This window comes from Streptomyces sp. NBC_00310, assembly GCF_036208085.1.
Classification (GTDB): domain Bacteria; phylum Actinomycetota; class Actinomycetes; order Streptomycetales; family Streptomycetaceae; genus Streptomyces.
This window is the reverse complement of sequence record NZ_CP130714.1, coordinates 10,417,837-10,443,594: the sequence shown is the minus strand read 5'-3', so window position 1 is coordinate 10,443,594 and position 25,758 is coordinate 10,417,837. Positions and strand designations below refer to the sequence as shown.

Genomic DNA, 25,758 nt, shown 5'->3' with positions numbered 1-25,758 from the left:
GAACTCACCCCATGGCACGTACGTCCTCAGCTGTCGCCGGCTTCGTCGCGGGCGTGGTCGTGGCCGCGAGCACCACCGCGATAGCCGTCACCGGTACGACGACCACGAGCACCGACCTCAATTCCAAGGCCACCACCACCTGGCTGACCGTCAAGGTCGCCGACGCCCTGGGCACCAGGGACACCATCACCTGGGTTCCCACCGGCTCCTTCGCCGGTTCCGCGGAGGAGCGGGTCCCGCGTTACCCGATGACCGCCGTCCAGGGCAAGGACACCAAGGAGCTCAAGCTCTCCGCCGTCCGCAACGAGCAGGTCTCGGCGCAGCTGGCGATCGCCTCCGGCCAGGACCTCGACGACGTCAAGGCCGTGGTCGGTGATCTCACCGGTCCCGGCGGCGCGAAGCTGTCCGGCGCCGACACCAAGGTCCGGTTCGTCAAGTACGTGCCCGTGCAGCGATCCAAGAGCGAGGTCGACTGGTCCGCCACCATCGACCAGGTCAGCTCCGCCAAGGAGGTGTCCGGCGACCGCAACCCCGACGTGGTCGGCGACGCGCTCGAGGAGCGGTCCTCCGTGGACGTACCCGCGTACGCGGCCCAGCCGCTGTGGTTCACCTTCCAGATCCCCAAGTCGGCCGAGCCGGGCACCTACACCGGCACGGTGAAGGTCAACGCGGACGGCCGCACCCAGTCGACCTACCCGCTGACCATCGAGGTCGCGGACGCGAGCGTGCCCGACCCGAAGGACTACGACTTCTTCCTCGACGTGTGGGCGCAGCCGGAGACGATCGCGAAGAACCACGGCGTCAAGCTCTGGTCCGACCAGCACTGGAAGCTGATCGAGACGTACAACCGCGACCTGGTGTCGCGCGGCCAGAAGGTCATCAACACCACCATCGTCGACAACCCCTGGCACCATCAGTGGTCGCTCGGCACCCGGGAGTCGCAGACCGCCACGCCGTACACCAGCATGGTGGGCTGGGCCTGGAACGGTAAGTCGTTCTCCTTCGACTTCGGCCGCTGGGACAAGTACGTCCAGACCGCGAGACGCGTCGGCCTCGGCCCCGACATCGGCGCCTTCTCCATGCTGGCGTTCCAGGACCAGGAGCACCTCACCTACACCGACACCCGTACCGGCAAGACCGTCTACGAGAACGTCGGTCTGGGCGGCGACCGCTGGCGGGAGGCGTGGGGAACGTTCCTGCCCGCCTTCGAGAAGCATCTGAAGGCCAAGGGCTGGCTGGAGGACACCTGGCTGTCCTTCGACGAGCGGCCCATCGACACCATGACGGTCGTCAAGGACTTCGTCCACGAGGTCGCCCCGGTCTTCGACGACCGTATCTCCGTCGCCGGTTCGATCAGCACCGAGGGCGTCGCGTCCAACCTGTCCGTCGACTGGGGCGGCATCGACGCGATGACGAAGGAGAAGGTGGCCGAGCGGCGCAAGGCCGGCAAGACCACGACCTTCTACGTGTACGGCGCGCCGGCCCACCCCAACACGCTGTCGTACTCGCCCGCCGTCGAATCACGGATGCTGCCGTGGATCTCCGCCCAGCGGAACCTGGACGGCTTCCTGCGCTGGTCGTACAACAGCTGGACCAGCGACCCCTTCAAGCAGCCGGTGCACATCTTCACCCAGGGCGACGAGTACCTGGTCTACCCGGGCAAGGACGGCCCGATGTCCAGCATCCGCTGGGAGCAGCTGAAGGAGGGCATCGAGGACTACGAACTCATCGCCCAGCTGCGGGAGAAGGACGGCGGCACCGACAGCGACGCCCTGACCGAGGCCCTCACCACCGCGACCCGGAACCTCGACGGCCGGACGAAGGACGTGGGCGACATCGAGACCGCGCGGGCGGCCGTCGTGAAGGGGCTGACGTCATGAGGGTGAAGTGGAAATCGCTGCTGCTCGCCGGGGCACTGAGTGTCATGCCCCTGACGAGCACAGGTGCGGTCGCGGCACCGGCCCGGACGGAGGCGCAGGCCCAGGCCCCGCACACCGTCACCTACGACCAGTACTCCGTGCGGGTCGACGGCAAACCCCTCTACATCTGGGGCGCCGAGTTCCACTACTTCCGGCTGCCCAGCCCGGACGCGTGGCGTGACGTCCTGCAGAAGATCAAGGCGGGCGGATTCAACGCGGTCTCCCTGTACTTCGACTGGGGCTACCACTCCGCCAAGCCGGGCCGTTACGACTTCACCGGCATCCGTGACGTGGAGCGGCTGCTCGACGAGGCGGAGCGCGCGGGCCTGTACGTGATCGCCCGGCCCGGCCCGTACATCAACGCGGAGGTCTCCGGCGGCGGCATGCCCGCCTGGCGGAAGACACAGGCGGGCGTGAACCGCACCTCCGAGCCGGAGTACCTGAAGGCGGCCCGGGAGTGGATGAGCCGGATCAACCCCATCATCGCTCGGCATCAACTGACGCGCGGCACGGGCAACGTGATCCTGTATCAGGTCGAGAACGAGTACCAGGGCGGTCGCGAGGACGCCGACTACATGCAGACCCTCATCGACTGGGCGCGCCAGGACGGCATCGACGTCCCGACCTTCGTCAACGACGGTGGCGCCAACCAGAACTGGGTCAGCGGCAAGGGCGCACCGGACATCTACGGCTTCGACGCCTACCCGCAGGGCTTCGACTGCAAGGACCCCGACACCTGGAAGAACCTGCCCGACTACTCGTACGTCAACGAGTGGAAGCCCGAGTCCCCGCTGATCATCCCGGAGGCCCAGGGCGGCGCCTTCGACCCCTGGGGCGGCACCGGATACCAGGACTGCGCGAAACTCACCGGCACCGACTTCACCCGGGTGTTCAGCAAGATGAACATCGCCGCAGGGGTGAGCGGCCAGTCCTTCTACATGACGTACGGCGGCACCAACTGGGGGTGGCTCGCCGACCCGAACGCGGTCTACACGTCGTACGACTACGGGGCCCCGATCAACGAGTCCCGCCAACTCACGGACAAGTACCAGGAGTTCAAGCGCCTGGGCTACATGGTCAACTCCGTCACCTCACTGGCGCGCACCGACAAGGCCGAGGCGCCCGTCCCGTCCGACGACGCCCTGCGCGTCGACCGGCGCGTCAACCCCGACGACGGCGCCCAGTTCTTCACCGTCCGGCACGCCGACACCCGCGTGAAGGACAAGGACGAGACGACCCTGTCGCTGACCGGCGCGGACGGCGACTACCCGCGCGTACCGCAGCAGGGCACGATCACCGTCGACGGCCGGGACGCCAAACTCCTTGTCGCGGGCTACGACCTGAGCGAGAGCCAGCGGCTCGTCTACTCCACCTCGGAGATCATGACGCACGCCGAGATCGGCGGCCGCGACGTGGCGCTGCTCCACGGGCGTGAGGGCGAGGCCGGAGAGACCGTACTGCGGTACGCCGAGCGCCCCGAGGTCACCGTCCTGGACGGCGAGGTCACCACCACCTGGGACGCCGAACGCGGTGACCTGCGGCTGAACTACACCCACAAGGGCCTGGCCCGGGTCCTGGTGAACGGCATGGAACTGCTGATCGCCGACACCGCCGAGACCGCCCACTGGTGGCAGCAGGACACCGCCGAGGGCCCGGTCCTCGTGCGAGGCCCGTCCCTCGTCCGTACCGCCGAAATGGCGGGCGACACACTGAAGTTGACCGGCGACTCCACCAAGGCCGCGAGGATCGAGGTCATCGCGGACGCCAAGAGGGTGACGTGGAACCGCCGTAGGGTCACCACCACCCAGGCACCGCGCCCGGTCGAGCTGCCCACGCTGACGACATGGAAGTACAAGGAAGAGGCACCGGAGTCCGCCCCGGGCTTTGACGACTCCACCTGGACAACCGCCGACCGCCTCACCGCCCACAACCCGGAGCTGGCCGGATCGCTCCCGGTCCTCGCGATGGACGAGTACGGGTACCACCACGGCAACGTCTGGTACCGCGGCCGGTTCAAGACCACGGGGCGGGCGACCGGGCTCGCGCTGAACGCCAACACCGGCCCGACCGGCCAGTACGCGGTCTGGCTCAACGGCCGCTACCTCGGCTCCTCCGGCGACGGCGGGCACACCTTCGACGTCCCGGCGGACACGCTGAGGGCCAGCGGGGACAACGTCCTGTCCGTCCTCGTGGAGAACGCGGGCCACAACGAGGAATGGGGCCACGACTACTCCAAGGAGCCGCGCGGTCTGCTCGGCGCCGAGGTGGTCGGCGGGGCCTCCACCCTCACCTGGAAGATCCAGGGCAGCCGGGGTGGCGAGGACTCCGTGGACACCGCCCGGGGCCTGTACAACAACGGGGGGCTGTACGGGGAGCGGGCCGGCTGGTCCCTCGCCGGTCACCCCGACGGCAGCTGGAAGAACACCACCCTCGCCGGACAGAGCGCGAAGACCGGGACCGGCGTGCGCTGGTACCGCACCTCCGCCCGGCTCGACCTGCCGCAGGGCCAGGACAACGCGATCGCCCTCGATCTCGCCGAGGCCGAGGGCGGCGGCACCGGCTACCGTGCCCAGATCTTCGTCAACGGCTGGCTGATCGGCCGCTATCTGCCGGACACCGGACCGCAGACACGGTTCGTCATCCCCAAGGGCATCCTGCGCGAGCAGGGCAGCAACACCATCGCCCTGGCCGTGTGGTCCACCGAGGCCGGAGCGGGCCCGGGTTCCGCCAAGCTCGTCGACCTCGGCGCCTCGGCGGGCGGAATCAAGATCGGCCCGGTGGCCGCGCCCTCGTACGACGCCAAGACGTACGCCATGCCGGAGTCGGGCGCCCGTGTCACCGTCGACGCCGAGCCGTTCCTGAGCACCGGCACCGCCGCCCGGGTCCCCGTGAGCGTCACCGTGCCGAAGGACGCGCCGGCCGCCCGGAACGTCGAGCTGACGCTGAAGGTCCCGGACGGCTGGACCGCGACCACCGACGACACCACCCGTTTCGCCCGGGTCCGGCCCGGCGACACGGTGACCGCGGACTACACCGTCACCCCACCGGGCGACCCGGTCCACTACGCCGTCCTGTCGGCGACCGCCAAGCTCAGCCAGCCCGGCCGTCCGGGCACCGTCACGGGTGTACGGGCCGTGCAGGTGCCACCGCCCGGGCTGTCCGCCGACACCTATGTGAGCGATGCGACCCTGGTCAAGGCGGTCAACGGCTGGGGCCCGGTCGAGAAGGACGCCTCCAACGGGGAGGCCGCAGCCGGCGACGGACGGCCCCTGAGCATGGGCGGCACCACCTACGCCAAGGGTCTCGGCGTGCACGCCAACAGCCAGGTCCGGGTCTATCTCGGCGGCGGCTGCACCCGCTTCACCGCGACCGCCGGGGTGGACGACGAGGTCGGTGACAACGGCAGCGTCTCCTTCGCGGTGATCGCCGACGGCCGCTCCCTGTTCGACAGCCCGGTGCGGTACGGCTCCGACGGCGGGGCCACGGTCGACGTGGACGTGACGGGCGCCCGCTGGCTCGACCTGCTGGTCGACGGGGACGGCGATGTCTCCACCGACCACGCCGACTGGGCCGACGCCAAGCTCACCTGCGGCGGCGGCGCCTGATGCCCGCGGTGGGACGAGCCGTCCGGCACGGCACGGCGGCGCGGCTCCCGGCCGCCCCGCCGCTCGGCACCGCGGCCCCGGCGACCGCCGCCGAACCCGGACGGATCACTTTCGCGATGCCGCGCTACGCACTGCGGCTCGCGACCGACCGGTCGACCCTCACGACGGTTCGGGCGGGCCGGACCGTCCTGGCCAACGTCTTCCTGCCGACCGGGACTTGGCGTGACGTCACCAACGGCAAGGCCGTCCGCGGCCCCGCCACTCGCAAGGGACACCCGGCACCACTACACACGACCCCGGCGGGCGTGAGCCTCAAGGCCGAGGGTGCCACCAAGGCGTACCAGGCGCTCGCGCGCACCGGCGCGGAACGGTAGGGGGCGGCACATGCAGGCGATACGCGGCAGGCTCGCGGCTCTGCTCCTGGCGGTCTCGGCCCTCGTGGCCGGGACGGTGACCCCCGTCGAGGCCGGGGCGTCGGCCTCCGCCGAGGCCGGTCGGCAGGGCGCCCGACGCGGCTGGACGGGGACCTGGGCGACGGCGGCCAGTGAGCACTACGAGGTCTCGGGGATGTCCGAGGTGACGGTACGGATGCCGGTGCACACCAGCGTCGGCGGTTCATCCGTGCGCATCCGCCTGACCAACGCCTACGCCACCGACCCGGTGACGGTCGGGCACGCGACCGTGGGCCTGCGTGACGGGGGGTCCGCCGTGGAGCGCCCGTACGACGTGCGGTTCGGCGGACGGCGCGAAGTCACGATCCCGGCGGGTGGCGAGGCGGTCAGCGATCCGGTCCGCCTCGCCGTGCCGGCTCTGACCGACCTGGTGGTCAGTCTCCATCTGCCCGGTCAGGTCACGCACATCACCGACCACTGGTGGGCGCAGCAGACCGTGTACTGGACGGACTACGGGGCGGGCGACCATACCGCCGACACCGCCGGTGACGCCTACACCTGGACCACCACGAGCTGGCCCTTCCTCAGCGGCGTCGATGTGACCGCGCCGGGGGCCGGGTCGGTGGTGGCGCTCGGTGACTCGATCACGGACGGCTCCTTCTCGACGGCCGACACGAACCAGCGCTGGCCCGACCTGCTGTCCGCCCGGCTGAACGCCTGCCTGCCCGGCACCGGGGTGCTCAACGCGGGCATCACCAGCAACCGGATCACCGCCGGGACCGAGACCAACCCCTCGGCGCTCGCACGGCTCGAACGGGATGTGCTCTCCCAGCCGGGAGCGCGGACCCTGATCCTCTTCGAGGGCATCAACGATCTCGGCGGGGCGAGTGCCGAGCAGATCATCGCCGGCATGACGGAGATCGCCGACCGGGCGCACCGGCGTGGGATGCGGGTCGTCGGCGCCACGATCACCCCGTACAAGGACTTCACCTGGGGTGGCTGGACCGAGGAGACGGAGGCGCGGCGACAGCAGGTCAACGCGTTCGTCCGGGACTCCGGCGGGGTCTTCGACGACTACGCCGACTTCGACGAGGCCGTACGGGACCCGGCGGACCCGCGGCGGCTGGGCGCGGCCTACGACTCAGGTGACCACCTGCACCCCAACGACACCGGAATGAAGGCCTTCGCCGACTCCATCGACCTGGCCGGGCTCGGTCTCGGCCGCGCGTGTTCCTGAGGAGGACCAGTGTCCGGACCGTTTGAACATCTGCGTGGACACCTGCGGGAACACCGAAGACTCGCGGCCCTGGCCACAGCCCTGGCAGCCACCCTGGCAGTCCTGCTCCCTACGGCCCCGGCCGCGGCCGAGGCCAAGCAGTCGCTGTGGACGGGGACTTGGGCGACGGCGCAGCACGCCTCGTACGACCCGGGCACCTCGGAGGTGACGGTGCGCATACCGGTGCGGGTGAGCGCCGGCGGGTCGAGCGTACGCATCCGCCTGACCAACGCCTTCACCACCGAGCCGGTGACCATCGGCCACGCGACCGTGGGGCGCCGGGACGGCGGTTCCGCCGTCGCGAAGCCGTACGAGGTCCGGTTCGGCGGCGAGGACGAGGTGACGATCGCCGCCGGGGAGCAGGCGGTGAGCGATGCCGTCAGGATTTCCGTACCGGCCCGCGGCGACCTGGTCGTCAGCCTGTACTTCCCCGGTCGGCTCACGCACATCAGCCAGCACTGGATGGGCCTGCAGACCGTCTACTGGACGCCCGACGGCGGCGGCGACCACGCCTCGGACCACGCCGGGGACGCCTTCACCAGGACCGAGTCCGCCTTCCCGTTCCTGACCGGCGTCGACGTACGCGGCGGTGACACGGCGGGTTCCGTGGTGGCGCTCGGCGACTCCATCACCGACGGGGCGTCCTCCACGGCGAACGCCAACCGGCGCTGGCCCGACCATCTGGCCGGGCGGCTGTCGGCCTGCTCGTCCACCGCCGGGGTGCTGAACGAGGGCATCAGCGGTAACCGGATCACGGCCGGGGTCGACGGCAACCCGTCGGCACTGGACCGGCTGGAACGCGACGTGCTGTCGCAGCCGGGCGCCCGGACGGTGATCCTGTTCGAGGGCGTCAACGACCTCAGCTGGGGCGGCGCCACGGGCGACCAGGTGATCGACGGCATGAAGGAGATCGCGCGCCGTGTCCACGCCCGCGGGCTGCGCCTGATCGGCGCGACGGTCGTGCCGTACCGGGGGTGGGGCGACTGGTGGACCGAGGCCAAGGAGGCCGAGCGGCAGAAGGTCAACGCGTTCGTGCGCGACTCCGGCGGCGTCTTCGACGACTACGCCGACTTCGACGAGGCCGTACGGGACCCGGACGACCCCACCCGCTACGCCGCCGCGTTCGACTCCGGTGACCATCTGCACCCCAACGACACCGGCATGAAGGCGTTCGCCGACGCCGTCGACCTCACCACCCTCGGGGCGGCCCGCGACTGCCCGTCGGCCCGTGTCCGGCTCACTCCGTACCGGCCGACCCTGCAAGCCGGCGGCGAGGGCTCGGAGATCACGTCGACCGTCACCAACATCGGCACCGAAACGGTCACCCGGGTCAGCACACGCCTCGACCTCCCCGACGGCTGGTCCGCCGAACCGGCCGGCAGCACGCGGACGCGCTCCCTCACCCCGGGCGACAGCGCCACCGTCACCTGGACGGTGACCCCCGCCGCCGACGCGGCCTGGGGCACCCACGAGATCGGCGTACGCACGTCCTTCGCGCAGGACGGCCGCACACGGCACGACTCCGACAGCGTGGACGCCACGGTGACCCCCGCTCCGTCCGAGATCCGGGCGCCGTACCTGACGACCGCCACCACGACCGAGGAAGCCCGATATGCCCAGAACGGCGACCAGTTCGCCATCTGGGCGGGCGGCCAGGACCTGTCCGGCTGGAAGGACGAGAAGGCGGCGGTCTACCTCGCCGACGCCGCGCCACCGTCCGGCACCGTGACCGCCCGGGTCGCCGGTCAGACCGGCAGCGGCCCGTCCGCCAAGGCAGGGATCGCCGTCGCCAACGACCTCGCCGCGCCGGCGGCGGGCGGCTACGCCGTCCTCACCATGTCGAAGTCGTTCGGCCTGGAGTTCATGACCGACAGCGACGGCGACGGACGGCTCGACACCTGGGCCGGGGGCGGCAGTTCGTACCACCCGGCCTGGCTGAAGCTCGTCCGCGACGGCTCCGCCTACACCGCGTACGCCAGTTCCGACGGCACCGCCTGGCAGCAGGTCGCCACCGCGACCGTGCCCTCCGCGAGCGGCACCGGCGACGCCGGTCTGGTCGCGAGCGCCGTCAACCTCACCTATCCCGGCCAGACCACGACCGCGCTCTTCGACTCCTTCTCCACCCACGAGTGAGAGGCAACCACGTTCATGGCAGTCAACCGCCGACATTTCATGACCACCGCAGCCGCCCTCGGCGGTGCCGTGCTCCTCGCGCCGCCCGGAACCGCCCAGGCCCTCGCCGGCGTGGCGGTGCCGGCCGGCTCCGGCATACCCGACTACCAGCCCACCAAGGCGTCCCTCGACACCCATCCCGTGCCGCGCTGGTACAAGGACGCCAAGTTCGGCATCTTCGTCCACTGGGGCATCTACTCGGTGATCGCCGGCGCGACGCCGAGAAGCGCCTCCGAGTGGTACCTCTGGTACCAGAGCACCAAGGACACCGCCGAGTGGAAGTACCACCGCGACACCTACGGCGAGGACGTCACCTACGACGACCTCATCCCGCAGTTCAAGGCCGAGAAGTACGATCCCGACGCCTGGGTGAGGCTGTTCGAGCAGGCGGGCGCCGAGTACTTCGCGCTGACCAGCAAGCACCATGACGGATTCGCCCTCTACCCCAGCAAGGTGACGGACCGTCACTCCGTGGCGTACGGCCCGAAGCGCGACCTCGTCGGTGAGCTGATGACCGCGGCCCGCAGGCGCGGCACCGTGCGCCCGGGCCTGTACTACTCGCTCGGCGAGTACTTCAACCCGGCGATCGGCCGGCCGATGCGCAACTTCTACACCGACGAGGAAATCCCGATGACCGGCTACAAGCCGGTCGAGGACTACATCGGCGACTACGAGCTCAAGCAGCTCTACGAGATCATCGACCGCTACGACCCGGAGCTGCTGTGGGCGGACGGACAGTGGTTCCGGCCCACCGGCGAACCGCCGTGGCGCAGCGAAGAACCCCTGGCCCACTACTACAACCAGGCCAAGAACCGTAAGAACCCCAAGGGAGTGGTGATCAACGACCGGTTCGACACCCACTTCGACTTCGCCACGTACGAGCAGCGCACCAACCCCACCATGGATCCGCAGAAGTGGGAGTGCTGCATGACCATGGGCTACTCCTGGGGGTACAACAAGCACGAGCCGGACGAGGACTACAAGACCTCCGAGTTCCTGATCCAGCTGCTCGCCGACGTCGTCAGCAAGAACGGCAACCTGCTGCTCAACATCGGTCCCAGGCCGGACGGCACGATCCCCGAGATCATGCAGGAGCGGCTGCGGGACATCGGCGCCTGGCTGAAGGTCAACGGCCCGGCGATCTACGGGTCGACGCCCTGGGTGCGGGCGGAGGAGGAGGGCGGCTCGCTCGGCATCCGCTACACCGTCTCCCCGGGCAAGTTCAACATCATCGTGCTGGGCGCGCCCAGCGGCACCCTCTCGGTTCCCGGCGACATCCCCATCAGCGCCACGTCCCGGATCCGACTGCTCGGCACGAGCGGCAGTCTGCGGTGGACCCGCGGTGACGGAAAGATCAACATCACCGTCCCGTCCTCCCTGCCCAGCGACATCGCCAACGTCTTCACCGTCGACTGGGCCCGGTGAGCGGCATGGGAATCCGTGACGCCACCCGGTTCGACACCCTGGGCCCCACCCTCACCGTCACCACGCGGCCGGCCGAGCCGGGTGGCGGTGACGCGGTCACCGCCACCGCGGTCCTCACCAACGACTGTCCCTTCCCGCTCCGCAACGCCGTGCTCCACCTGATCAGCCCCGGCGCCACCACGGCGGCGAAGACCATCCCGCTCGGCGACCTGCGGCGCGGCGCGAGGACGACCCGGCGCTGGGAGACGGCGATGCCGGCCGACGTGGCCGGGAACGTGTCGTTCACCGCACACGTGGTCTTCGACGTCGACGGGTACAGCAGCGACTGCGCGCGGTCCGCGAAGACGTTCACGGTGCCCTACGAGCCCAATGAGGTACGGGACCCGTACCGGACGTTCGCCACCACCGACGACGCCGGGTTCGGCCAGTACGGCAGCCAGTTGGTGATCTGGGCGGGCGGCCGCGACTTCTCCGGCGGCACCGACGAGAAGGGGGGCATCCTCCTTCCCGGCTCCGCCGCCGAGTCGAGCGTGGTGCAGGTCAAGACGGTCAGCCTCACCGGCAGCGACAACCCCACCGCCAAGTACGGCATCGCGGTCGCGGGCGATCTCACCGCCCCGGAGAAGGGCGGCTACGCCGTACTCACCATGTCGAAGTCGTTCGGCCTGGAGTTCATGACCGACAGCGACGGCGACGGACGGCTCGACACCTGGGCCGGTGGCGGCGGCTCCACCCACCCCGCCTGGCTGCGCCTGGTCCGCGACGGCACCACCTACACGGCGTACTCCAGCACCAACAACGGCCTCTCCTGGACCGAGATCGCGCGTGTGAACGTCCCCTCCGCGAGCGGCGCCCTGGACGCCGGCGTGGTGGCGAGCGCCGTGAACCTCAACTATCCCGGCACCACGGTGCAGGCCGTGTTCGACCACTTCTCAGTGGAGACGAGATGACAACGAATCGCCTCGCCCAGGCCGCCTACCGCCCCGAACAGGACTTCCTCCCGCCGCCCGTCTCCCTCACCGTCACCCCGGCCACCCCCGGGCCGGGCCAGGCCCTGACCCTGACCGCCACTCTCAAGAACACGACCGGTATCACCCTGCGCAACACCGTCCTCTACCTCGCCGTGGGCGACCTCGCGGAGTCGGACGGCCTGGGCGGCATCGTGCCCGGACGGTCGGTCACCCGCACCTGGAAGACCCGGCTCCCCGACGACGCCGAGGGAGTGGTCCCCTGCATCGCGCACGCGCTCTTCGACGTGCACGCGTACGGGTCCGACTGCACCCGCGTCACCTCGTCGCTGAAACTGCCGTACCGGTCCCTGGCCAGTGCCTTCGACAACGCCGGCATCTCCTCCGACGACGCCACCACCACCGCCGACATCGACGCCTCGCGGTCCAGCCTGTCCGCCGAGGCGCTGGCCTCGGTCGGACTGACTCCCGGAGCTTCGGTCACCTACGGAGGGACGGCCTTCACCTGGCCGGACACCGGGCCCGGGGCCAAGGACAACCTGGTGTCCTCCGGGCAGACCGTACGGCTGTCCGGCACAGGCTCGCGGCTGGCCTTCCTCGGCACCTGCACCTGGGGCGCCGGCGAGGGGCCCGGGAGGGTCGTGTACGCGGACGGTACGGAGCAGGCCTTCTCCGTCGAGGTTCCCGACTGGTACGCGGCGCACCCCGCGGCGGCGGTGGTACTGCCGTACCGCAACACCCCGTCGGGCCAGGACAGGAACCCGGTCAGCCTCTACACCTTCGGCGTCGACCTGGAGGACAAGGAACTGCACTCCGTCGTGCTGCCGAAGGTCAGCGACGGCCTGACGAGCGGTGTTCCCGCTCTGCACATCTTCGCGATGACCGTCGCCTGATCCGGACCGCGGTGCGGTGCGGTGCGGTGCGGCCACATCGCACCGCGGCTCGGAAGATCCGAAAAGTTTCGAGAGGACGTTCATGACAGGCAATCAACCACTCAGCCGCAGACGCCTGCTGACCGGAGCGGCCGCGTTCGGCGGAGTGGTCCTGCTGACGCCGCCGCCAGGTGCCCACGCCGCACCAGCCGCCGCGGACACGGTCGCGAAGCCGTTCGACACGACCCCCGCGTCGGTCGCGCTGCGACGGCTGCTGCCCGACCACCACCGTCAGGTGACGCTGCGCGCGCTGGACGCCGGCGGCGCCGACCGGTTCAAGGTCACCGGCCGGGCCGGGGCGATCACCGTGGCGGGCTCCAGCCCGGCGGTGCTGCTCACCGGCCTCCACACCTATCTCGCGCGGGCGGCGAAGGCCGACATCTCCTGGAACGGCGAACAGCTGAACCTCCCCAGGCTGCTGCCCGCCCCGGGCGGGGAGATCGCCGGATCGGCGAACGTGCCGCACCGGTTCGCCCTCAACGACACCAACGACGGCTACACCGGCCCCTACCGGGACTGGGACGCGTGGGAGCGCGAGCTGGACGTGCTCGCGCTGCACGGCATCAACAGGGTGCTGGTCTACACCGGCGGCGATGCCGTCTACTACGACACCTTCCGGCAGTTCGGCTACTCGGACGCCGAGATGCGCGCGTGGATTCCGGCACCGGCCCATCAGCCGTGGTGGCTGCTGCAGAACATGTCGGGGTTCGGCGGTCCGGTGTCCAGGCGGCTCATCGAGAGGCGCGCCGATCTCGCCCGGAAGATCACCGACCGGGTGCGCGAACTGGGCATGACACCCGTGCTGCCCGGCTACTTCGGCACCGTGCCGGACGACTTCGTCGCCAAGCACGGCGGGGACGCGGCCGTGGTCCCCCAGGGCTCCTGGGGTGCCTTCAAGCGACCCGACTGGCTCGACCCGCGCACCACGGCCTTCGACGAGGTGTCCGCCGCCTTCTACCGGGCCCAGTCGGAGCGGTTCGGCGACAGCACGATGTACAAGATGGACCTGCTGCACGAGGGCGGCAACCCCGGTGACGTTCCGGTGGACGAAGCCGCGGCAGCCGTCGAAGGGGCGCTCCAGAAGGCCCACCCGGGCGCGATCTGGGCCATCCTGGGCTGGCAGTCCAACCCGTCCACGGCGCTGCTCGACGGGGTCGACAAGTCCCGGATGCTGATCGTGGACGGCCTGTCCGACCGCTACACCACCATCACGGACCGGGAGAGCGACTGGGGCGGCACCCCGTACGCCTTCGGCAGCATCTGGAACTTCGGCGGCCACACCCCGATGGGCGCCAACGCCCCGGACTGGGTGGAGCAGTACCCCAAGTGGCGTGACAAGGAAGGCAGCGCGCTCGCCGGGATCGCGGCGATGCCGGAGGCCGCCGACAACAACGCGCCCGCGCTCACGCTCCTCACCGACCTGGCGTGGACACCCGGCACCATCGACCTCGACGACTGGTTCGCCGCGTACGCCGTGTCCCGGTACGGCGACGAGGACCCGCACGCCCTCGCCGCCTGGAAGACGATCCGCGACACCGCGTACAACATGACCCGCAAGGACGCGTGGAGCGAGGCGCCCGACGGGCTGTTCGGCGCCCGGCCGAGCCTGGGCGCCAACAAGGCCGCCGCGTGGGGCCCGGAGGCCGACCGCTACGACACCACGGCCTTCGACACGGCGCTCACCGAACTGCTCCAGGTCGCGCCGCGGCTGCGCGACAGCTCCGCCTACGCCTACGACCTCGCCGACGTGACCCGTCAGGTGCTGTCCAACCGCAGCCGGGTGCTGCTGCCCCGGATCAAGGCGGCGTACGAGGCCGGGGACCGCGTCGGCTTCGACCGGCTCACCGGGATTTGGCTCAGCTGGATGAAGCTGATGGACAAGGTGCTGGCCACGTCCCCGCAGCACCTGCTCGGACGGTGGCTGGCCGACGCCCGTTCCTGGGGTGCCACCAGGGCCGAGAAGGACCAGCTGGAGTACGACGCACGGTCGATCATCACCACCTGGGGCGGCCGGGAGAGCAGCGAGGAAGGGCTGCACGACTACGCCAACCGGGAATGGGCGGGGCTGGTCGGCGGCCTCTACCACACCCGCTGGAAGACCTATTTCGACGAGTCGTCCGCGGCGCTCGCGGCCGGTCGGCAGCCGGCCGAGATCGACTGGTTCGCGCTGGAGGACCGCTGGGCGCACCGGCACGACAGCTACCCGGTGAAGACGACCGGCGACATCCACAAGCTGGCCCGCCAGGTGCGGGACACCCTGGCCGCGGACCCCCACCAGGTGACACTGACCGCGTCCGCGGACCGGGGATCGGTGACCGGGGGCCGCCCGGTCACGGTCACCGTCTCGTTCACCAACCGCAATGGATTCGGGCCGGCGACGGAGCTGAAGCTGTCCGTCGACGCACCGGAGGGGATGACCGCCGAGCCCGTCGGCACGACCACCGCGGCGTCCCTCGCGCCGGGCGAGAGCTTCTCGGCGACCTTCCGGGTCACCCTCACCGCGGCCGCCGACGCGCTGATCTCCCGGGTGCCGGTGAACGCGTCCTTCCGGACGGGCGGCTCGCGTGGCTCGGCTTTGGCGATGGTCCGGCTGATGGCGGGCACCGGAGTGACGGACCCCTACCGCAGCGCCTCCCTCAACGACGCGGTCTTCGGCCAGTCCGGTGACGCGCTCGCCATCGAGGGTGCCGGAGCCGACCTGTGGGGCGGCACCAACGAGTTCGGCACGGTCTACCGGGCCGCCGCTTTCGGTTCCGCCTCGAGCGCCACAGTCCGGGTCACCACGCAGGACAGCACCGGGCCCTGGGCCCGCGCCGGGCTCATCGTCCGCAACGACCTCTCCACGAACGGCGACGACTCGAACGGCGACGGCCAGGCTGGGTACGTGAATCTGGCGGTGACTCCGTCCAACGGATGTGCGCTGTCCTGGGACTCCGAGGGCAACGGCCGGTTCGACTCCATCGAACTGGCCGGCTCCGCCACCGCCCCGGTACACCTGCGCCTGACACGCTCCGGCGACACCTACACCGGCGAGTGCAGCACGGACGGCGTCACGTGGACGAAGGTCGGCACCGCCACCCCGGGCGGAGCTGCCGACCACCAGGACATCGGTGTCTTCATGACGGCCGCCAACGGCTGGACCGGTACCCGCGGGATCGCCGGGTTCGAGGACTTCTCCGTCACCTGAGGGGGCGGACGGGAGCCGGACGGCTCAGCCCGGTGACACCGAGCGTGCCGGGCACCTGACGCCGTCCGGCCGGGGCCGGCCCGAGGTCAATGGCGTCAACGCCGACGCCCCTCCGCCAGAGCGCGGAGGGGCGGATCTCGGTGGTCCCGGTGGTCCCGGTGGTCTGGCATGAGCGTAGGCCGGTGCAACGAGTTCCGGGCCGGTTGTCGATGGCTTGGGAGCGGGGCAGGACATCGAGGCGAACCCTTCGGCATCCGGTGCCGGAGCACGCCGAGGCGGCGCCGGTCGTACCCGGCAGCGAGCCCGGCCCGGGCCGCCGCCGATCACCGCCACCTGTCCTGGGTCGTGTTGTCGGTCACTCGGCCGATCGTCCGGGCATGAAGATGAGCGCGACCAGCGCCAGTCCGACCACGCCGCCGACGAGTTGCATGCCGATGAAGCCCGCCACCGAGCCGGGCGCGATGCCCGCGAAGGTGTCGGTGAAGGCGCGGCCGATGGTCACCGCCGGGTTGGCGAAGGACGTGGAGGACGTGAACCAGTACGCGGCGCCGATGTAGGAGGCGACCGCGACGGGCGCGAAGCGCAGCTGGTTCGCCCGGGCCAGGCCGAAGATCAGCAGGATCAGACCGGCCGTCGCGACGACCTCACCCAGGAGCAGATGACCCGCCGAGCGATCGTGCGTGGACCACTTCACCAGTGGTTCGCCGAACATCGCGTCCGCCAGGATCGCGCCCGCGATCGCGCCCAGGACCTGCGCGGGCACGTACACGGCCACCTCGCGCGGGGTGACGCCGGCGCCACCGCGCCGGGCGGTCCACCACTCGGCGAGCGTGACGACCGGGTTGAAGTGCGCGCCGGAGACGGGGCCGAGCAGAAGGATCAGGATGCCGAGGCCGAAGACGGTGGCCGTGGAGTTGGCCAGCAGTTGCAGGCCGACGTCCTTGGTGAGTTCGGTGGCCTGGATGCCGGAGCCGACCACGATCGCCACCAGCAGGGCGGTGCCTATGAGTTCGGCGGCGGCCCGGGCGACCAGGGGGTTGCGCGGCGGGGTGGCGCCGGGGGCGGGCTCGACGGAGGCCGGTGCGGGAGCGGGCGGCGCGGACTCCGCGGTCGGGGCGGCTTCGGCGGGGGTCATGGACAGGCCCTCTTGTTCTCGGCTGCGGTGCGAGCGGACTCGGCCAGGTCGGCGAACCGGCCGGCGAGCGAGGCGATGACGTCGGGCTTGAGCCGGTAGTAGGTGAACCGGCCGCACGGCTCCGTATCGACGACGCCGGCTTCGCGCAGCACTCTCAGGTGGTTGGAGAGATTGGTCTGCCGGGCGCCGGTCTCCTCCACCAGGTGGGTGGTGCACAGCGTCTCTTTGGCGAGCAGGGTCACGATTCGGAGCCTGAGCGGGTCGGCCAGCACCCGGATCAGGTCAGTGTCGACTGACGTCATCATGCGCTGATACTGTCACATCAGTGGTGGCTGACACCACCGGATGCTGATGTCATCAGCACCTGATGCCGTCGTGAGACAAGAGAGACCTCTGATGTCCGACAAGCCCTCCGTGCTGTTCGTCTGCGTCCACAACGCCGGCCGCTCCCAGATGGCAGCCGCGTGGCTGACCCACCTCGCCGGGGACCGCGTCGAGGTCCGTTCCGCCGGCTCCAACCCGGGTGCCGGTGTCAACCCGGCCGCCGTGGAGGCCATGGCCGAGGTCGGCATCGACATCTCCGCCGAGGTCCCGAAGATGCTCACCGTAGACGCCGTGAAGGAGTCCGACGTCTGCATCACCATGGGCTGCGGCGACACCTGTCCGGTCTTCCCCGGCAAGCGGTACCTGGACTGGCAGTTGGAAGACCCTGCGGGCCAGGGGGTCGAGGCCGTCCGCCCGATCCGGGACGAGATCAAGGTGCTGGTCGAGGGTCTGATCAAGGAGATCGCCCCGAAGCCCCAGGCGTGAGCGCGGCGCCCGCGGCGAGAGGCGACCGAGTCGGACGGTCGCTCCGCAGGCCCTCACCCTGTCCCCTGCCGCGCGGTGGGTCCCTCCATGGCGTTGTCCAGATGAGTGATGACGGCCGGCACGTCATCACTCTCGGTGCTCCGGATCAGCTGCAGGGCCGGCCGGACGACGCCGCCCGGGCGCGCCACCAACCGTGCGAGCACGGCGGCCCGGATGTCGAGCCGCTCGATGGTGGCCTCGCGCTCCTCCTCGTTCTGGCCGGCAAGCAGGACGGCGTTGTACCACGCCTCCTCGCGGGACTGACGGACACTGAAGTCGAGGATCCGCTCGTCGGTCCGGGCTCCGAGCCGATCCAGCAGCGACAGCAGTGGCGACAGGGCGCCGACCGACTCCTGCACCTCCAGCACCACCCGGGCAAGAATGTCGTTGATCAGCAGAAAGTCGCGCCGCAAGGCGTGGATGGCCTCGCCGGGGCTGGTCCGCGCGGCCGCGATGGCCAGGTCGAGGTTGATGTGCGCGTTCACGCCGAGCAGCAGGTGCTGGACGATGACGGTGTCGGCGTCGTCAAGGAGCCCGAACGCCTCCCGCCAACAACGCGGCCCGCTCCGGTCACGGCGCCAGGCGTCGTACGCGTCGAAGTAGCGGTTGCCGAAGTGCGTGTCGAAACGGTCCATCCGGGCGCCGTCGTCGAACAGGCCCTCGTGAATGGCCGTGCGGACCTCCACGGTCACCTGTCGGTACAGCGCCGCGAAGTACCCGACCCGGTCACCGGCGCGGCCGGCCTCCCGTACGATCCCGGCAATCCCGTCCACGACCTCGTCGATGTTCTCTGCCGCCATGCCCAACTCCCCTTTCGCGGCCCCTCGTTCGGCCGCACCCTGACTGCTGACCGCAGTGCCGAGCACAGCCCCGTCCTACCACGAACGGGCCGGGTCCCCGCCCTACAGGAACCGGGATGGACCCCACTCGTCTCCCCACCACGTCCACGGCCACGGTGCACACCGGCCGCGCCTGAGCCTCTCTCCGGCGTCGGAGAAGTCCGCGGTCTGTGCGAACGTATCGCCTCGGGCGACACGCGGCGGCGGATCACGAGGTCGATCACCCGATGGCTCAGCGCGATCGTGCCACGCCGAGCTCGCAGCGGGTCCAGCGCGTTTCGGAGTGAGGGCTGGTCATGAGCCGGATCGTCAGGACCGTAAGAGCGGCCCCGGCGACGATGAGCGGAGAACCCCGAAACCGCCCTGCCCGGACCGTGCCGCCGACGCGTTCGCCGGTGGCCACCGGGCCGGTGTCAGTGAATGCGGCCGCCTTCTGTGACCAGCCATTCGCCGGTCTCCCAGTCGGATGGCCTGTCATCGATGCGATAGCACAGGTCGAATCGGACGCGTAGTCCGGGCCAGGGGTGAAGGATCGGGACGACGCGGAAGATCTCCTCCAGGCCGGGGAATGTGAGCCCTTCGGGCTCGGGAAACAACAGCTCCAGCTCTGTCCGGGTCAGGTCCGTCCAGAGCGCGAACTGCCACTCCGTCTGCGTCAGCCCATGGTCGTAGACGAGCTCGAACCGGGGCTCACGGCCGACGACGAAGTCACGGATGCCGCCGAGGAGCTCATCTGATGTCGAGGGAAGGACGAACGGCCACTCCTCGCCGGTGGGATAGCGGTACATGGTGGAGGCCGAGGCGAGTGCGCCGACCAGGCCTTGCCATTGCTCGGGTGAGGTGGCGCAGGCGGGCAGGTTCACACCTGTGTGATCGACCCGCTTGACGTGCCCGGCGAGACGGCGGGTCAGGTCAGCCATCTCGACCGTGGCCTGCGAGGGAAGCGCATCGGGGGTCTCACCGCCGCACAGGGTGATCGAGTGGCCTGTGTCGAGGACGACTTCGGGCGCGAGCACGTCGGCCAGCTGAAACGCAGTCACCGGACGGGCGTCGGCGGGCTGCGGCGGCGTGAGGGTCAGGCGGTCGCCAGCCCGGCCGGCCGTGCCCGCGGACGCGGACGCGGCGAAGTCGGCGTACGCCACCTCGGCGAGCAGCGAGCGCAACTCGCCGAGGAAACCGTGTGATTCCGGCGTCTCCGGCAGAAGAAAGGTGATCTCGGACAGGCGATCCATGAGCTCGACCGTAGCCGAATTCATGTCAATCTCGCGGCGGTCTCCCAGCCATGCCGGTACGACCAGCCGTGCACCTGTAGCCATGAGTTCGAGGCACGAGGAGAACCGGAAAGGTCACCGGTGCGGTGAAGCGCAACCCCTCGTCCAGCAGTTGCCGGACGCAGGCACCGACCTGCGCCAGACGTCCTCGTCGTACGAGGAGCGGTTGACGTACGCGCGTTCGGCCATCACTCGGCCCGTGTCACCCCGGACTCGGAAAACGTAGGAGGGCCCGTTGTCGCGTTTGTTCAATACCCGTCTTCGTCGCCCTGTCCACGATGTCCGGCGGCGAGCGGGAAAGGGATGGCATGGAGACGAGATGTGTGATGGCCCGGGCCTCGGAAGCCGCGGTGGCCATCGTGCGAGGGATCGGGCCGGGCGAGTTCGGCGGAAGCACACCGTGCCCGGAGCTGAGAATCGGGGCACTGCTCAATCACCTGATCTTCTGGACCAGCGTGCGGGGGCACGCCGCGGGACTGAAGCAGCCTCCACAGGCCCTGGCGGACGAGGTGGCGGAGGGGCATGACTTCACCGCGGAACCGGATTGGGCCGAGACGTATGCCGCCCGGTCGGCGGCGACCGCCGCCGTCTGGAGCGATCCGCGGGCGTGGGCCGGCGAGACGGCCTTGACCGGCAGCGGACGCATGCCGGCCCGCTTCATCGGCGGGATCGTGCTGGGCGAGTGGCTGCTGCACGGCTGGGACCTGGCGGCGGCGACCGGGCAGAAGCTGAACGTGGACGAGGAACTCGCGGCGGCGCTGTACGAGGACATCGCCGGCAAGGCCGACATGGCCAGGCAGTTCGGGGTGTTCGGACCCGAGGTCGGCGTTCCTGCGACCGCGCCGCTGTTTGACCGCGCTCTGGGACTGGCCGGCCGCGACCCGTCGTGGAGACGCCGAGCCTGACCGCATGCGAAGGTGCGGGCGGGGTGCCGTCCCAGGTGTGTCGGCGCATCGCTGGAGCTACTCACGCGCATCGCTGGAACTACTCACGTGGCACCTCTACGTTCGGTCGATCCGCTACGACGGCGCTGGAGTTGGGCGGAGAACGTCAGTCGGGGTACCACTCCCGCTGAGCGGGCCCTCCGCCCCGCTTCCGTGGTACACCGGAAAGATCACCGCGCCGCGAGCAGAGAGGGCACCGCCCATGGGCAAGCCGATGACGTCAGCACCTCTACCGAGGGACACGAAAGTACTGTCCATCGGGCTCCATCCGAGTGCGCTCGACTACAGTCGGATGCCCGACGGTTTCGACGAGGCGGCGCTCACCGCCCGGATCAAGATCGGGAACGCGGCGCTGCGTGAGGCGGGGTTCGATGTTGTCCCGTGTCTCATCGACACCTCCGAGGACCGTGCCGAAGCGGCTGTCCGGAAGCTTCTTCAGGAGCATACGTTCGGCTTGGCGATGATCGGCGGTGGTGTACGCATGCTGCCGGAGAACACCCTGCTGTTCGAGCGGCTGGTCAATGTCCTCAGCGACGCGGCGCCCGGGATCCGGCTGTGCTTCAACACGGCACCGGACAACACCGTCGACGCCCTCAAGCGGTGGATCCAGGCGTAGGCATGGCTGTGCGGCCGTGAGTGGTTGGGAGGCTGCTGGACACGGCCGTGCAGCGACGCGGTCAGGCGGTCAGGCGGTCACGGCCTGCTCGACAGTGGGATGGCAGGCAATGACCTCATCCAGGCCGACGAGCTGAAGGACCCGCAACACGGATTCCTGGGCTCCGGCGATACGCAGCCACCCCTGAGCCGCACTCACCTTCTGGTGGGCGGCGACGAGGACGTTGATGCCGCTGGAGTCCATGAAGGTCACGTCGCTCAGATTCACGACGGTCCGCGGCGGCCCCGCGCTGTCACAGGACAGCAGTGCCTCGCTGAGCATGTCCTTGACGACGTGGTCGATCTCGCCGCGCAGGATGACCACCCGGATGTCACCGATGGCGGTGTGGTCGGCCGACAGCCGGCCGGACCGGGCTGCTCCTTGGGTGTCTGTCACCGGTTGTTTCCTCGACTGTGCTCGCTGATCGGTGCTCGGGTTCCCGACACGCTGTGCGTCGGCAGCCTGCCCCGATGCTACGGCGGACAATCGTTTGGCGCTTCAGCCGAGCTCGAGGAGCATGTGAGGCACGGTACGGGGTACGCGCAGGCGTGTGAATGGGGGAAATAAAGTGGACCCGGCGGAATCAGTCCCCGATGGTGAGGACAGCGTGATGCCTGGTGCCCGTCCGATACAGGACACCGTGGCCCTGGACGGCGACGGATCCTGCATCGCTCAGGCACGCCACCGCGCGGCCGACTTCCTGACCCGCGTCCAGGCTGAGCACGGCCTGCCGGTGTCCGCCCGCGCGATGGATCTGACCCAGCTCGTGGTCAGCGAGCTCGTCACCAACGCTCGCAAGTACGCTCCCGGACCGGTGCTGATGGAGCTGCGCATCGTCGGCGCCGTGGTGGAAGTGGTCGTGTGGGACAGCGATCCTGTCCTGCCGGTGGCCCGGGCCGCTGACGCGGGCAGAGTCGGACAGCACGGTCTGGAGATCGTCATGGCTGTCGCGCATGGCTTCGAGGTCCAGCGGGAGCCGGTCGGAAAGCGCGTCACCGCCCGCATCGCTCTGCCCGACGATCCCGGCGGGGACGTCACCGGTAGGCGCCCCCAGTAGCAGCCGTAGCCGTAGCCGTCCCACTCCCCCACCGTTTTCCTTGACGGCCTGCGCTGGGCGCACACCGCTTCCCCGCTGACAGCCTGCGCTGGACGCACGGCGAACGGCCTCGCCCTCATCGGCAAGCGCGGCAAGGACCCGCGAGGCGACCTGTCTCACCTTCCCGGCGCGAGTACGCCGTGTGCGTCGCGAGCGCGGTCGGCCTGTTCGTCCGCCGCGTCGCCGCCGACGCCCCGCGTCTCGGACCGCACCGTGCCCGCGCTGTCGCATCCCTACGCTCAAGAGGCCGACGAGTTGGCCGCGCTGGACCGGACGCTGGTCACTACGGGTGCGGCGGCCACCAAGACGGTCTCCCGGCTCAGTCCGGCTCAGTCCGGCTCAGTCCGGCTCGGTCCGGCTCGGTCCGGCTCGGTCCGGCTCGGTCCGGCTCGGTCCGGCTCGGTCCGGCTCGGTCCGGCTCGGTCCGGCCCTCCGCCCGCGGACGGGCCACCGGATCACGGCTGCCGCTGGTACTACATCGCTCACGAAGAGGCCCCCTGTGCCTGCCCGGGGCCTGTTCCGCCGATGGGGACGCCGGCTGAGACGCCGAGCGGCTCGACCACGATCTGGTGGTGGTCCTCGTTCGCCGAACATCGCGGCGGCATCGGTCCGTTCCCGGACCGCTCGCCGTGCGTCGGCCCACGCACCGGCCGGGCCCGCTGCGCCGACCCGCCCCGGCCCGACTCCGGCCTGTCCCGACCCGACCCGACCAGCCAAGATGGGAAGTCGGGGTGATGTTGCGGAGAGTCGGGGAAGAAGTTTCGGCAGCCGATGGGAGGTTGCCGTGGAGGGTGGAGATCTGGAACTGGGTGAGTTGCTTGCCGCTGCGGAGGCGGCGCCGCCCGGTGAATCCGTCGATGTGGTAGCTCACGATCTGCACAAGCGGTTCGGTGCGGAGCGTGTGTCGTTCCTGTTCGTGGACCTCATCGGTCAGCGGCTGGTACGGCTCGCCGCGGCAGGCGGTGAGGTCCCGGACCATGCCGAGTCGATCGAACTGCAGGGCAGTGTCTACGACAGCGTTCTGCGGAGCCAGCGCCAGCATGTGGAACCGGACGGCCAGGGCGGACGGCGTGTGATCACGCCGGTCAGCAATCGCGGCGACTGTATCGGTGTCCTGGAGGTGACCCTGCAGTCCGCCGACGACACCGTGCTCCGGCAGGTCCGCGACGCGGCTCACGCGCTGGCCTACATCATCGTCACGGACCGCCGCTTCACGGATCTCTACCATTTGGGCCGGCGCACCACCGAGACGAGCCTGGCCGCGGAGATCCAGCACCAGTTGCTTCCCTCGGCCCCCTGCTGCGAGGCGGCCGAGTTCACCCTCGCCGCCGGGCTGATCCCGGCCGACGACATCGGTGGCGACACCTACGACTACACCCTCGACCGCGACACCCTGCACCTGTCCATCACCGACGCCATGGGCCACGACACGCACTCCGCTCTGCTGGCCACGTTGCTGGTCGGCGCACTGAGGCGGGCACGCCGCACCGGTTGTGACGCCCTCATGCAAGCCAACCACGCCCACCAGGCCCTGCTGCGCCACAGCCGCGGCCTGGCCACCGGCCAGCTGCTGTGCGTCGACCTGGGAACAGGCCTGTGCGAACTGGTCAACGCCGGCCATCCCTGGCCGCTGCGGCTGCGCGACAGCACCGTCGAAGAGGTCGAGCTCGCCGTCAACCTGCCCTTCGGTGTGGCGGCACCCGTCCCCTACCGCGTACAGGAACTGCAACTGCGCCCCGGAGACCGTCTGATCCTGCTCACCGACGGAATGCAGGACCGCGGCGCCGCGGCCGCCGACCTGGCCTCCATCGTTCACGAGACCCGCGCGCTGCATCCGAGAGAAGCCGTCCGCAGCCTGACCGCCGCCGTGCTCGACGCCTGCCACGGCAACCTCAAGGACGACGCCACTGTCCTGATACTGGACTGGCACGCCAACCGTGAGGGGTCGACCGACACCAGACCGGGACCGCGATGATGAGCCACAGCGGCCCGCCGTACGACACCGATGCGACCGCCATCGTCCTGACGGCGCCATCGTCCTTGAGGACGCGGGCGCCGTCAGCGATCGGCTGGAGAGCGGAGGAACCCGTCGATACCGGGCCGACCTGGTGCCGAAATGCCGTTCCGCAGGCATGGATGCGAGATGCCGGGGTATTCGCGCGTCGGCGTCGGCTGCAAAATCGGTCGGCAGCACAGTTGGTTTCGACGGTGGGAGGGGTATGTCATGGCGCTCATGAGCATGACGGCTACGGACACACAGGCGGGCGAGTTGCCGGAGGTCGCCGATCCCTCTCAGGTCGCGCCGAAGGACGCGCGCGAGCTGTCCAAGGTGTTCTTCGACCAGTTGGCGGTGCTGGAGGAGGGAACGCCCGAGTACAGCTACGCCCGGAACACGCTGATCGAGATGAACCTGTCCCTCGTCCGCTTCGCGGCCGGCCGGTTCCGCAGCCGCGGGCCGGAGGAGATGGAGGACATCGTCCAGGTCGGCATGATCGGACTGATCAAGGCGATCGACCGGTTCGACCTCTCCAGGGAGGTGGAGTTCACCTCCTTCGCCATCCCTTACATCGTGGGCGAGATCAAGCGGTTCTTCCGTGACACCACCTGGGCCGTGCACGTGCCCCGTCGGTTGCAGGAAGCCCGAGTCCAGCTCGCCCGCGCCACGGACGAGCTGCGCAGCCGCCTGGGCCGCACCCCGACGGTCCAGGAACTGTCGGAGCTGATGAGCCTGCCCGAGGAAGAGGTGTGCGAGGCACGCCTTGCTGCCAACGGCTACAACTCCTCCTCCCTGGACGCCACCATCGGGGGCAGCGAGGACGGCGAGGCGGCGTTGCAGGACTTCATCGGTGCCGAGGACCAGGGTCTGGAGCTGGTGGAGGACTTCCACGCGCTGGCCCCGCTGATCGCCGAACTCGACGAACGGGACCGGCAGATCATCCACATGCGGTTCGTGGAGGAACTCACCCAGGCCCAGATCGGCGAGCGTCTGGGTGTCTCGCAGATGCATGTCTCCCGGCTGCTGTCGCGCACCCTCGCCCGGCTGAGGGAAGGCATGCTCACCCAGCTCTGAGCGAGCGGGCGTCCCGAGCGTGG

General features: G+C 70.1%; 20 protein-coding genes. 15 read left to right on the top strand and 5 right to left on the bottom strand.

Annotation, left to right across the window (positions count from 1 at the left end):
* Positions 1–11: 11 nt before the first annotated feature.
* From OG202_RS45455 to OG202_RS45415, 9 genes are all read left to right on the top strand, one after another.
* Complete coding sequence (locus OG202_RS45455; protein ID WP_327726280.1) at positions 12–1,880, top strand: DUF4091 domain-containing protein; 1,869 nt, start codon at positions 12–14, stop codon at positions 1,878–1,880.
* Positions 1,877–5,524: a beta-galactosidase gene (locus OG202_RS45450; RefSeq protein ID WP_328224618.1), complete on the top strand. Its 3,648-nt coding sequence runs from the start codon at positions 1,877–1,879 to the stop codon at positions 5,522–5,524. The genes OG202_RS45455 and OG202_RS45450 overlap by 4 nt, the downstream gene beginning before the upstream one ends.
* Positions 5,525–5,532: 8 nt before the next feature.
* The gene (locus tag OG202_RS45445; RefSeq protein ID WP_327726282.1) at positions 5,533–5,898 is read left to right on the top strand and encodes a hypothetical protein; all 366 of its coding nucleotides are present in this window, start codon (positions 5,533–5,535) and stop codon (positions 5,896–5,898) included.
* Positions 5,899–5,908: 10 nt separating this feature from the next.
* Positions 5,909–7,153: an SGNH/GDSL hydrolase family protein gene (locus tag OG202_RS45440; protein WP_327726283.1), complete on the top strand. Its 1,245-nt coding sequence runs from the start codon at positions 5,909–5,911 to the stop codon at positions 7,151–7,153.
* 9 nt (positions 7,154–7,162) lie between these two features.
* Positions 7,163–9,325, top strand: coding sequence for a GDSL-type esterase/lipase family protein (locus tag OG202_RS45435; protein WP_328224617.1), 2,163 nt, complete (start codon positions 7,163–7,165; stop codon positions 9,323–9,325).
* Between the two features lie 39 nt (positions 9,326–9,364).
* A complete protein-coding gene (locus OG202_RS45430) occupies positions 9,365–10,789 on the top strand; it encodes an alpha-L-fucosidase (RefSeq protein ID WP_327726285.1) in 1,425 nt (474 codons plus the stop codon).
* 5 nt (positions 10,790–10,794) lie between these two features.
* On the top strand, positions 10,795–11,739 hold the full coding sequence (locus tag OG202_RS45425) for a hypothetical protein (RefSeq protein ID WP_327732033.1): 945 nt from the start codon (positions 10,795–10,797) through the stop codon (positions 11,737–11,739).
* Positions 11,736–12,650: a beta-glucosidase gene (locus tag OG202_RS45420; protein WP_326573675.1), complete on the top strand. Its 915-nt coding sequence runs from the start codon at positions 11,736–11,738 to the stop codon at positions 12,648–12,650. Before OG202_RS45425 ends, OG202_RS45420 begins: the two co-directional genes overlap by 4 nt.
* A gap of 82 nt (positions 12,651–12,732) precedes the next feature.
* Positions 12,733–15,876: an alpha-N-acetylglucosaminidase gene (locus OG202_RS45415; protein WP_328224616.1), complete on the top strand. Its 3,144-nt coding sequence runs from the start codon at positions 12,733–12,735 to the stop codon at positions 15,874–15,876.
* A gap of 355 nt (positions 15,877–16,231) precedes the next feature.
* Here the strand turns inward: OG202_RS45415 and OG202_RS45410 are convergent, their stop codons facing one another.
* Positions 16,232–17,011: an MIP/aquaporin family protein gene (locus OG202_RS45410; protein ID WP_326573678.1), complete on the bottom strand. Its 780-nt coding sequence runs from the start codon at positions 17,009–17,011 to the stop codon at positions 16,232–16,234.
* Positions 17,008–17,316: an ArsR/SmtB family transcription factor gene (locus OG202_RS45405; protein WP_326573680.1), complete on the bottom strand. Its 309-nt coding sequence runs from the start codon at positions 17,314–17,316 to the stop codon at positions 17,008–17,010. Before OG202_RS45405 ends, OG202_RS45410 begins: the two co-directional genes overlap by 4 nt.
* Before the next feature lie 91 nt (positions 17,317–17,407).
* Between OG202_RS45405 and OG202_RS45400 the strand changes: the two genes are divergently transcribed.
* On the top strand, positions 17,408–17,821 hold the full coding sequence (locus OG202_RS45400; RefSeq protein WP_326573682.1) for an arsenate reductase ArsC: 414 nt from the start codon (positions 17,408–17,410) through the stop codon (positions 17,819–17,821).
* Positions 17,822–17,874: 53 nt separating this feature from the next.
* Here the strand turns inward: OG202_RS45400 and OG202_RS45395 are convergent, their stop codons facing one another.
* Together OG202_RS45395 and OG202_RS45390 are read right to left on the bottom strand one after the other, a co-directional pair.
* A complete protein-coding gene (locus tag OG202_RS45395; RefSeq protein WP_326573684.1) occupies positions 17,875–18,660 on the bottom strand; it encodes a DUF5995 family protein in 786 nt (261 codons plus the stop codon).
* A gap of 452 nt (positions 18,661–19,112) precedes the next feature.
* The gene (locus OG202_RS45390) at positions 19,113–19,931 is read right to left on the bottom strand and encodes a hypothetical protein (RefSeq protein ID WP_326573686.1); all 819 of its coding nucleotides are present in this window, start codon (positions 19,929–19,931) and stop codon (positions 19,113–19,115) included.
* A 347-nt stretch (positions 19,932–20,278) separates the two neighbouring features.
* Here OG202_RS45390 and OG202_RS45385 point away from each other — a divergent pair, with 347 nt between their 5' ends.
* Positions 20,279–20,875: a TIGR03086 family metal-binding protein gene (locus OG202_RS45385; RefSeq protein WP_326573688.1), complete on the top strand. Its 597-nt coding sequence runs from the start codon at positions 20,279–20,281 to the stop codon at positions 20,873–20,875.
* 241 nt (positions 20,876–21,116) lie between these two features.
* A complete protein-coding gene (locus OG202_RS45380) occupies positions 21,117–21,530 on the top strand; it encodes a hypothetical protein (RefSeq protein WP_326573689.1) in 414 nt (137 codons plus the stop codon).
* A gap of 69 nt (positions 21,531–21,599) precedes the next feature.
* Here the strand turns inward: OG202_RS45380 and OG202_RS45375 are convergent, their stop codons facing one another.
* Entirely contained in the window at positions 21,600–21,965 is a 366-nt protein-coding gene (locus OG202_RS45375; RefSeq protein WP_326573691.1) for an STAS domain-containing protein, read from the bottom strand.
* 214 nt (positions 21,966–22,179) lie between these two features.
* Here OG202_RS45375 and OG202_RS45370 point away from each other — a divergent pair, with 214 nt between their 5' ends.
* The 3 genes from OG202_RS45370 to OG202_RS45360 all read left to right on the top strand — a co-directional run bounded on the left by OG202_RS45370 (position 22,180) and on the right by OG202_RS45360 (position 25,735).
* Complete coding sequence (locus OG202_RS45370) at positions 22,180–22,626, top strand: ATP-binding protein (RefSeq protein WP_326573693.1); 447 nt, start codon at positions 22,180–22,182, stop codon at positions 22,624–22,626.
* Positions 22,627–23,449: 823 nt separating this feature from the next.
* A complete protein-coding gene (locus tag OG202_RS45365) occupies positions 23,450–24,640 on the top strand; it encodes a PP2C family protein-serine/threonine phosphatase (RefSeq protein ID WP_327726293.1) in 1,191 nt (396 codons plus the stop codon).
* 249 nt (positions 24,641–24,889) lie between these two features.
* Positions 24,890–25,735 (top strand): RNA polymerase sigma factor SigF, encoded by an 846-nt coding sequence (locus OG202_RS45360; RefSeq protein ID WP_328224615.1) that lies wholly within the window; start codon positions 24,890–24,892, stop codon positions 25,733–25,735.
* Positions 25,736–25,758 lie beyond the last annotated feature (23 nt).

Coding starts and splice junctions, on each gene's coding strand:
- OG202_RS45455 (WP_327726280.1), top strand. CDS start 12: ATGGCACGTACGTCCTCAGCTGTCGCCGGCTTCGTCGCGGGCGTGGTC.
- OG202_RS45450 (WP_328224618.1), top strand. CDS start 1,877: ATGAGGGTGAAGTGGAAATCGCTGCTGCTCGCCGGGGCACTGAGTGTC.
- OG202_RS45440 (WP_327726283.1), top strand. CDS start 5,909: ATGCAGGCGATACGCGGCAGGCTCGCGGCTCTGCTCCTGGCGGTCTCG.
- OG202_RS45430 (WP_327726285.1), top strand. CDS start 9,365: ATGACCACCGCAGCCGCCCTCGGCGGTGCCGTGCTCCTCGCGCCGCCC.
- OG202_RS45425 (WP_327732033.1), top strand. CDS start 10,795: ATGGGAATCCGTGACGCCACCCGGTTCGACACCCTGGGCCCCACCCTC.
- OG202_RS45420 (WP_326573675.1), top strand. CDS start 11,736: ATGACAACGAATCGCCTCGCCCAGGCCGCCTACCGCCCCGAACAGGAC.
- OG202_RS45415 (WP_328224616.1), top strand. CDS start 12,733: ATGACAGGCAATCAACCACTCAGCCGCAGACGCCTGCTGACCGGAGCG.
- OG202_RS45410 (WP_326573678.1), bottom strand. CDS start 17,011: ATGACCCCCGCCGAAGCCGCCCCGACCGCGGAGTCCGCGCCGCCCGCT.
- OG202_RS45405 (WP_326573680.1), bottom strand. CDS start 17,316: ATGATGACGTCAGTCGACACTGACCTGATCCGGGTGCTGGCCGACCCG.
- OG202_RS45400 (WP_326573682.1), top strand. CDS start 17,408: ATGTCCGACAAGCCCTCCGTGCTGTTCGTCTGCGTCCACAACGCCGGC.
- OG202_RS45395 (WP_326573684.1), bottom strand. CDS start 18,660: ATGGCGGCAGAGAACATCGACGAGGTCGTGGACGGGATTGCCGGGATC.
- OG202_RS45390 (WP_326573686.1), bottom strand. CDS start 19,931: ATGGATCGCCTGTCCGAGATCACCTTTCTTCTGCCGGAGACGCCGGAA.
- OG202_RS45385 (WP_326573688.1), top strand. CDS start 20,279: ATGGAGACGAGATGTGTGATGGCCCGGGCCTCGGAAGCCGCGGTGGCC.
- OG202_RS45380 (WP_326573689.1), top strand. CDS start 21,117: ATGGGCAAGCCGATGACGTCAGCACCTCTACCGAGGGACACGAAAGTA.
- OG202_RS45370 (WP_326573693.1), top strand. CDS start 22,180: ATGCCTGGTGCCCGTCCGATACAGGACACCGTGGCCCTGGACGGCGAC.
- OG202_RS45360 (WP_328224615.1), top strand. CDS start 24,890: ATGGCGCTCATGAGCATGACGGCTACGGACACACAGGCGGGCGAGTTG.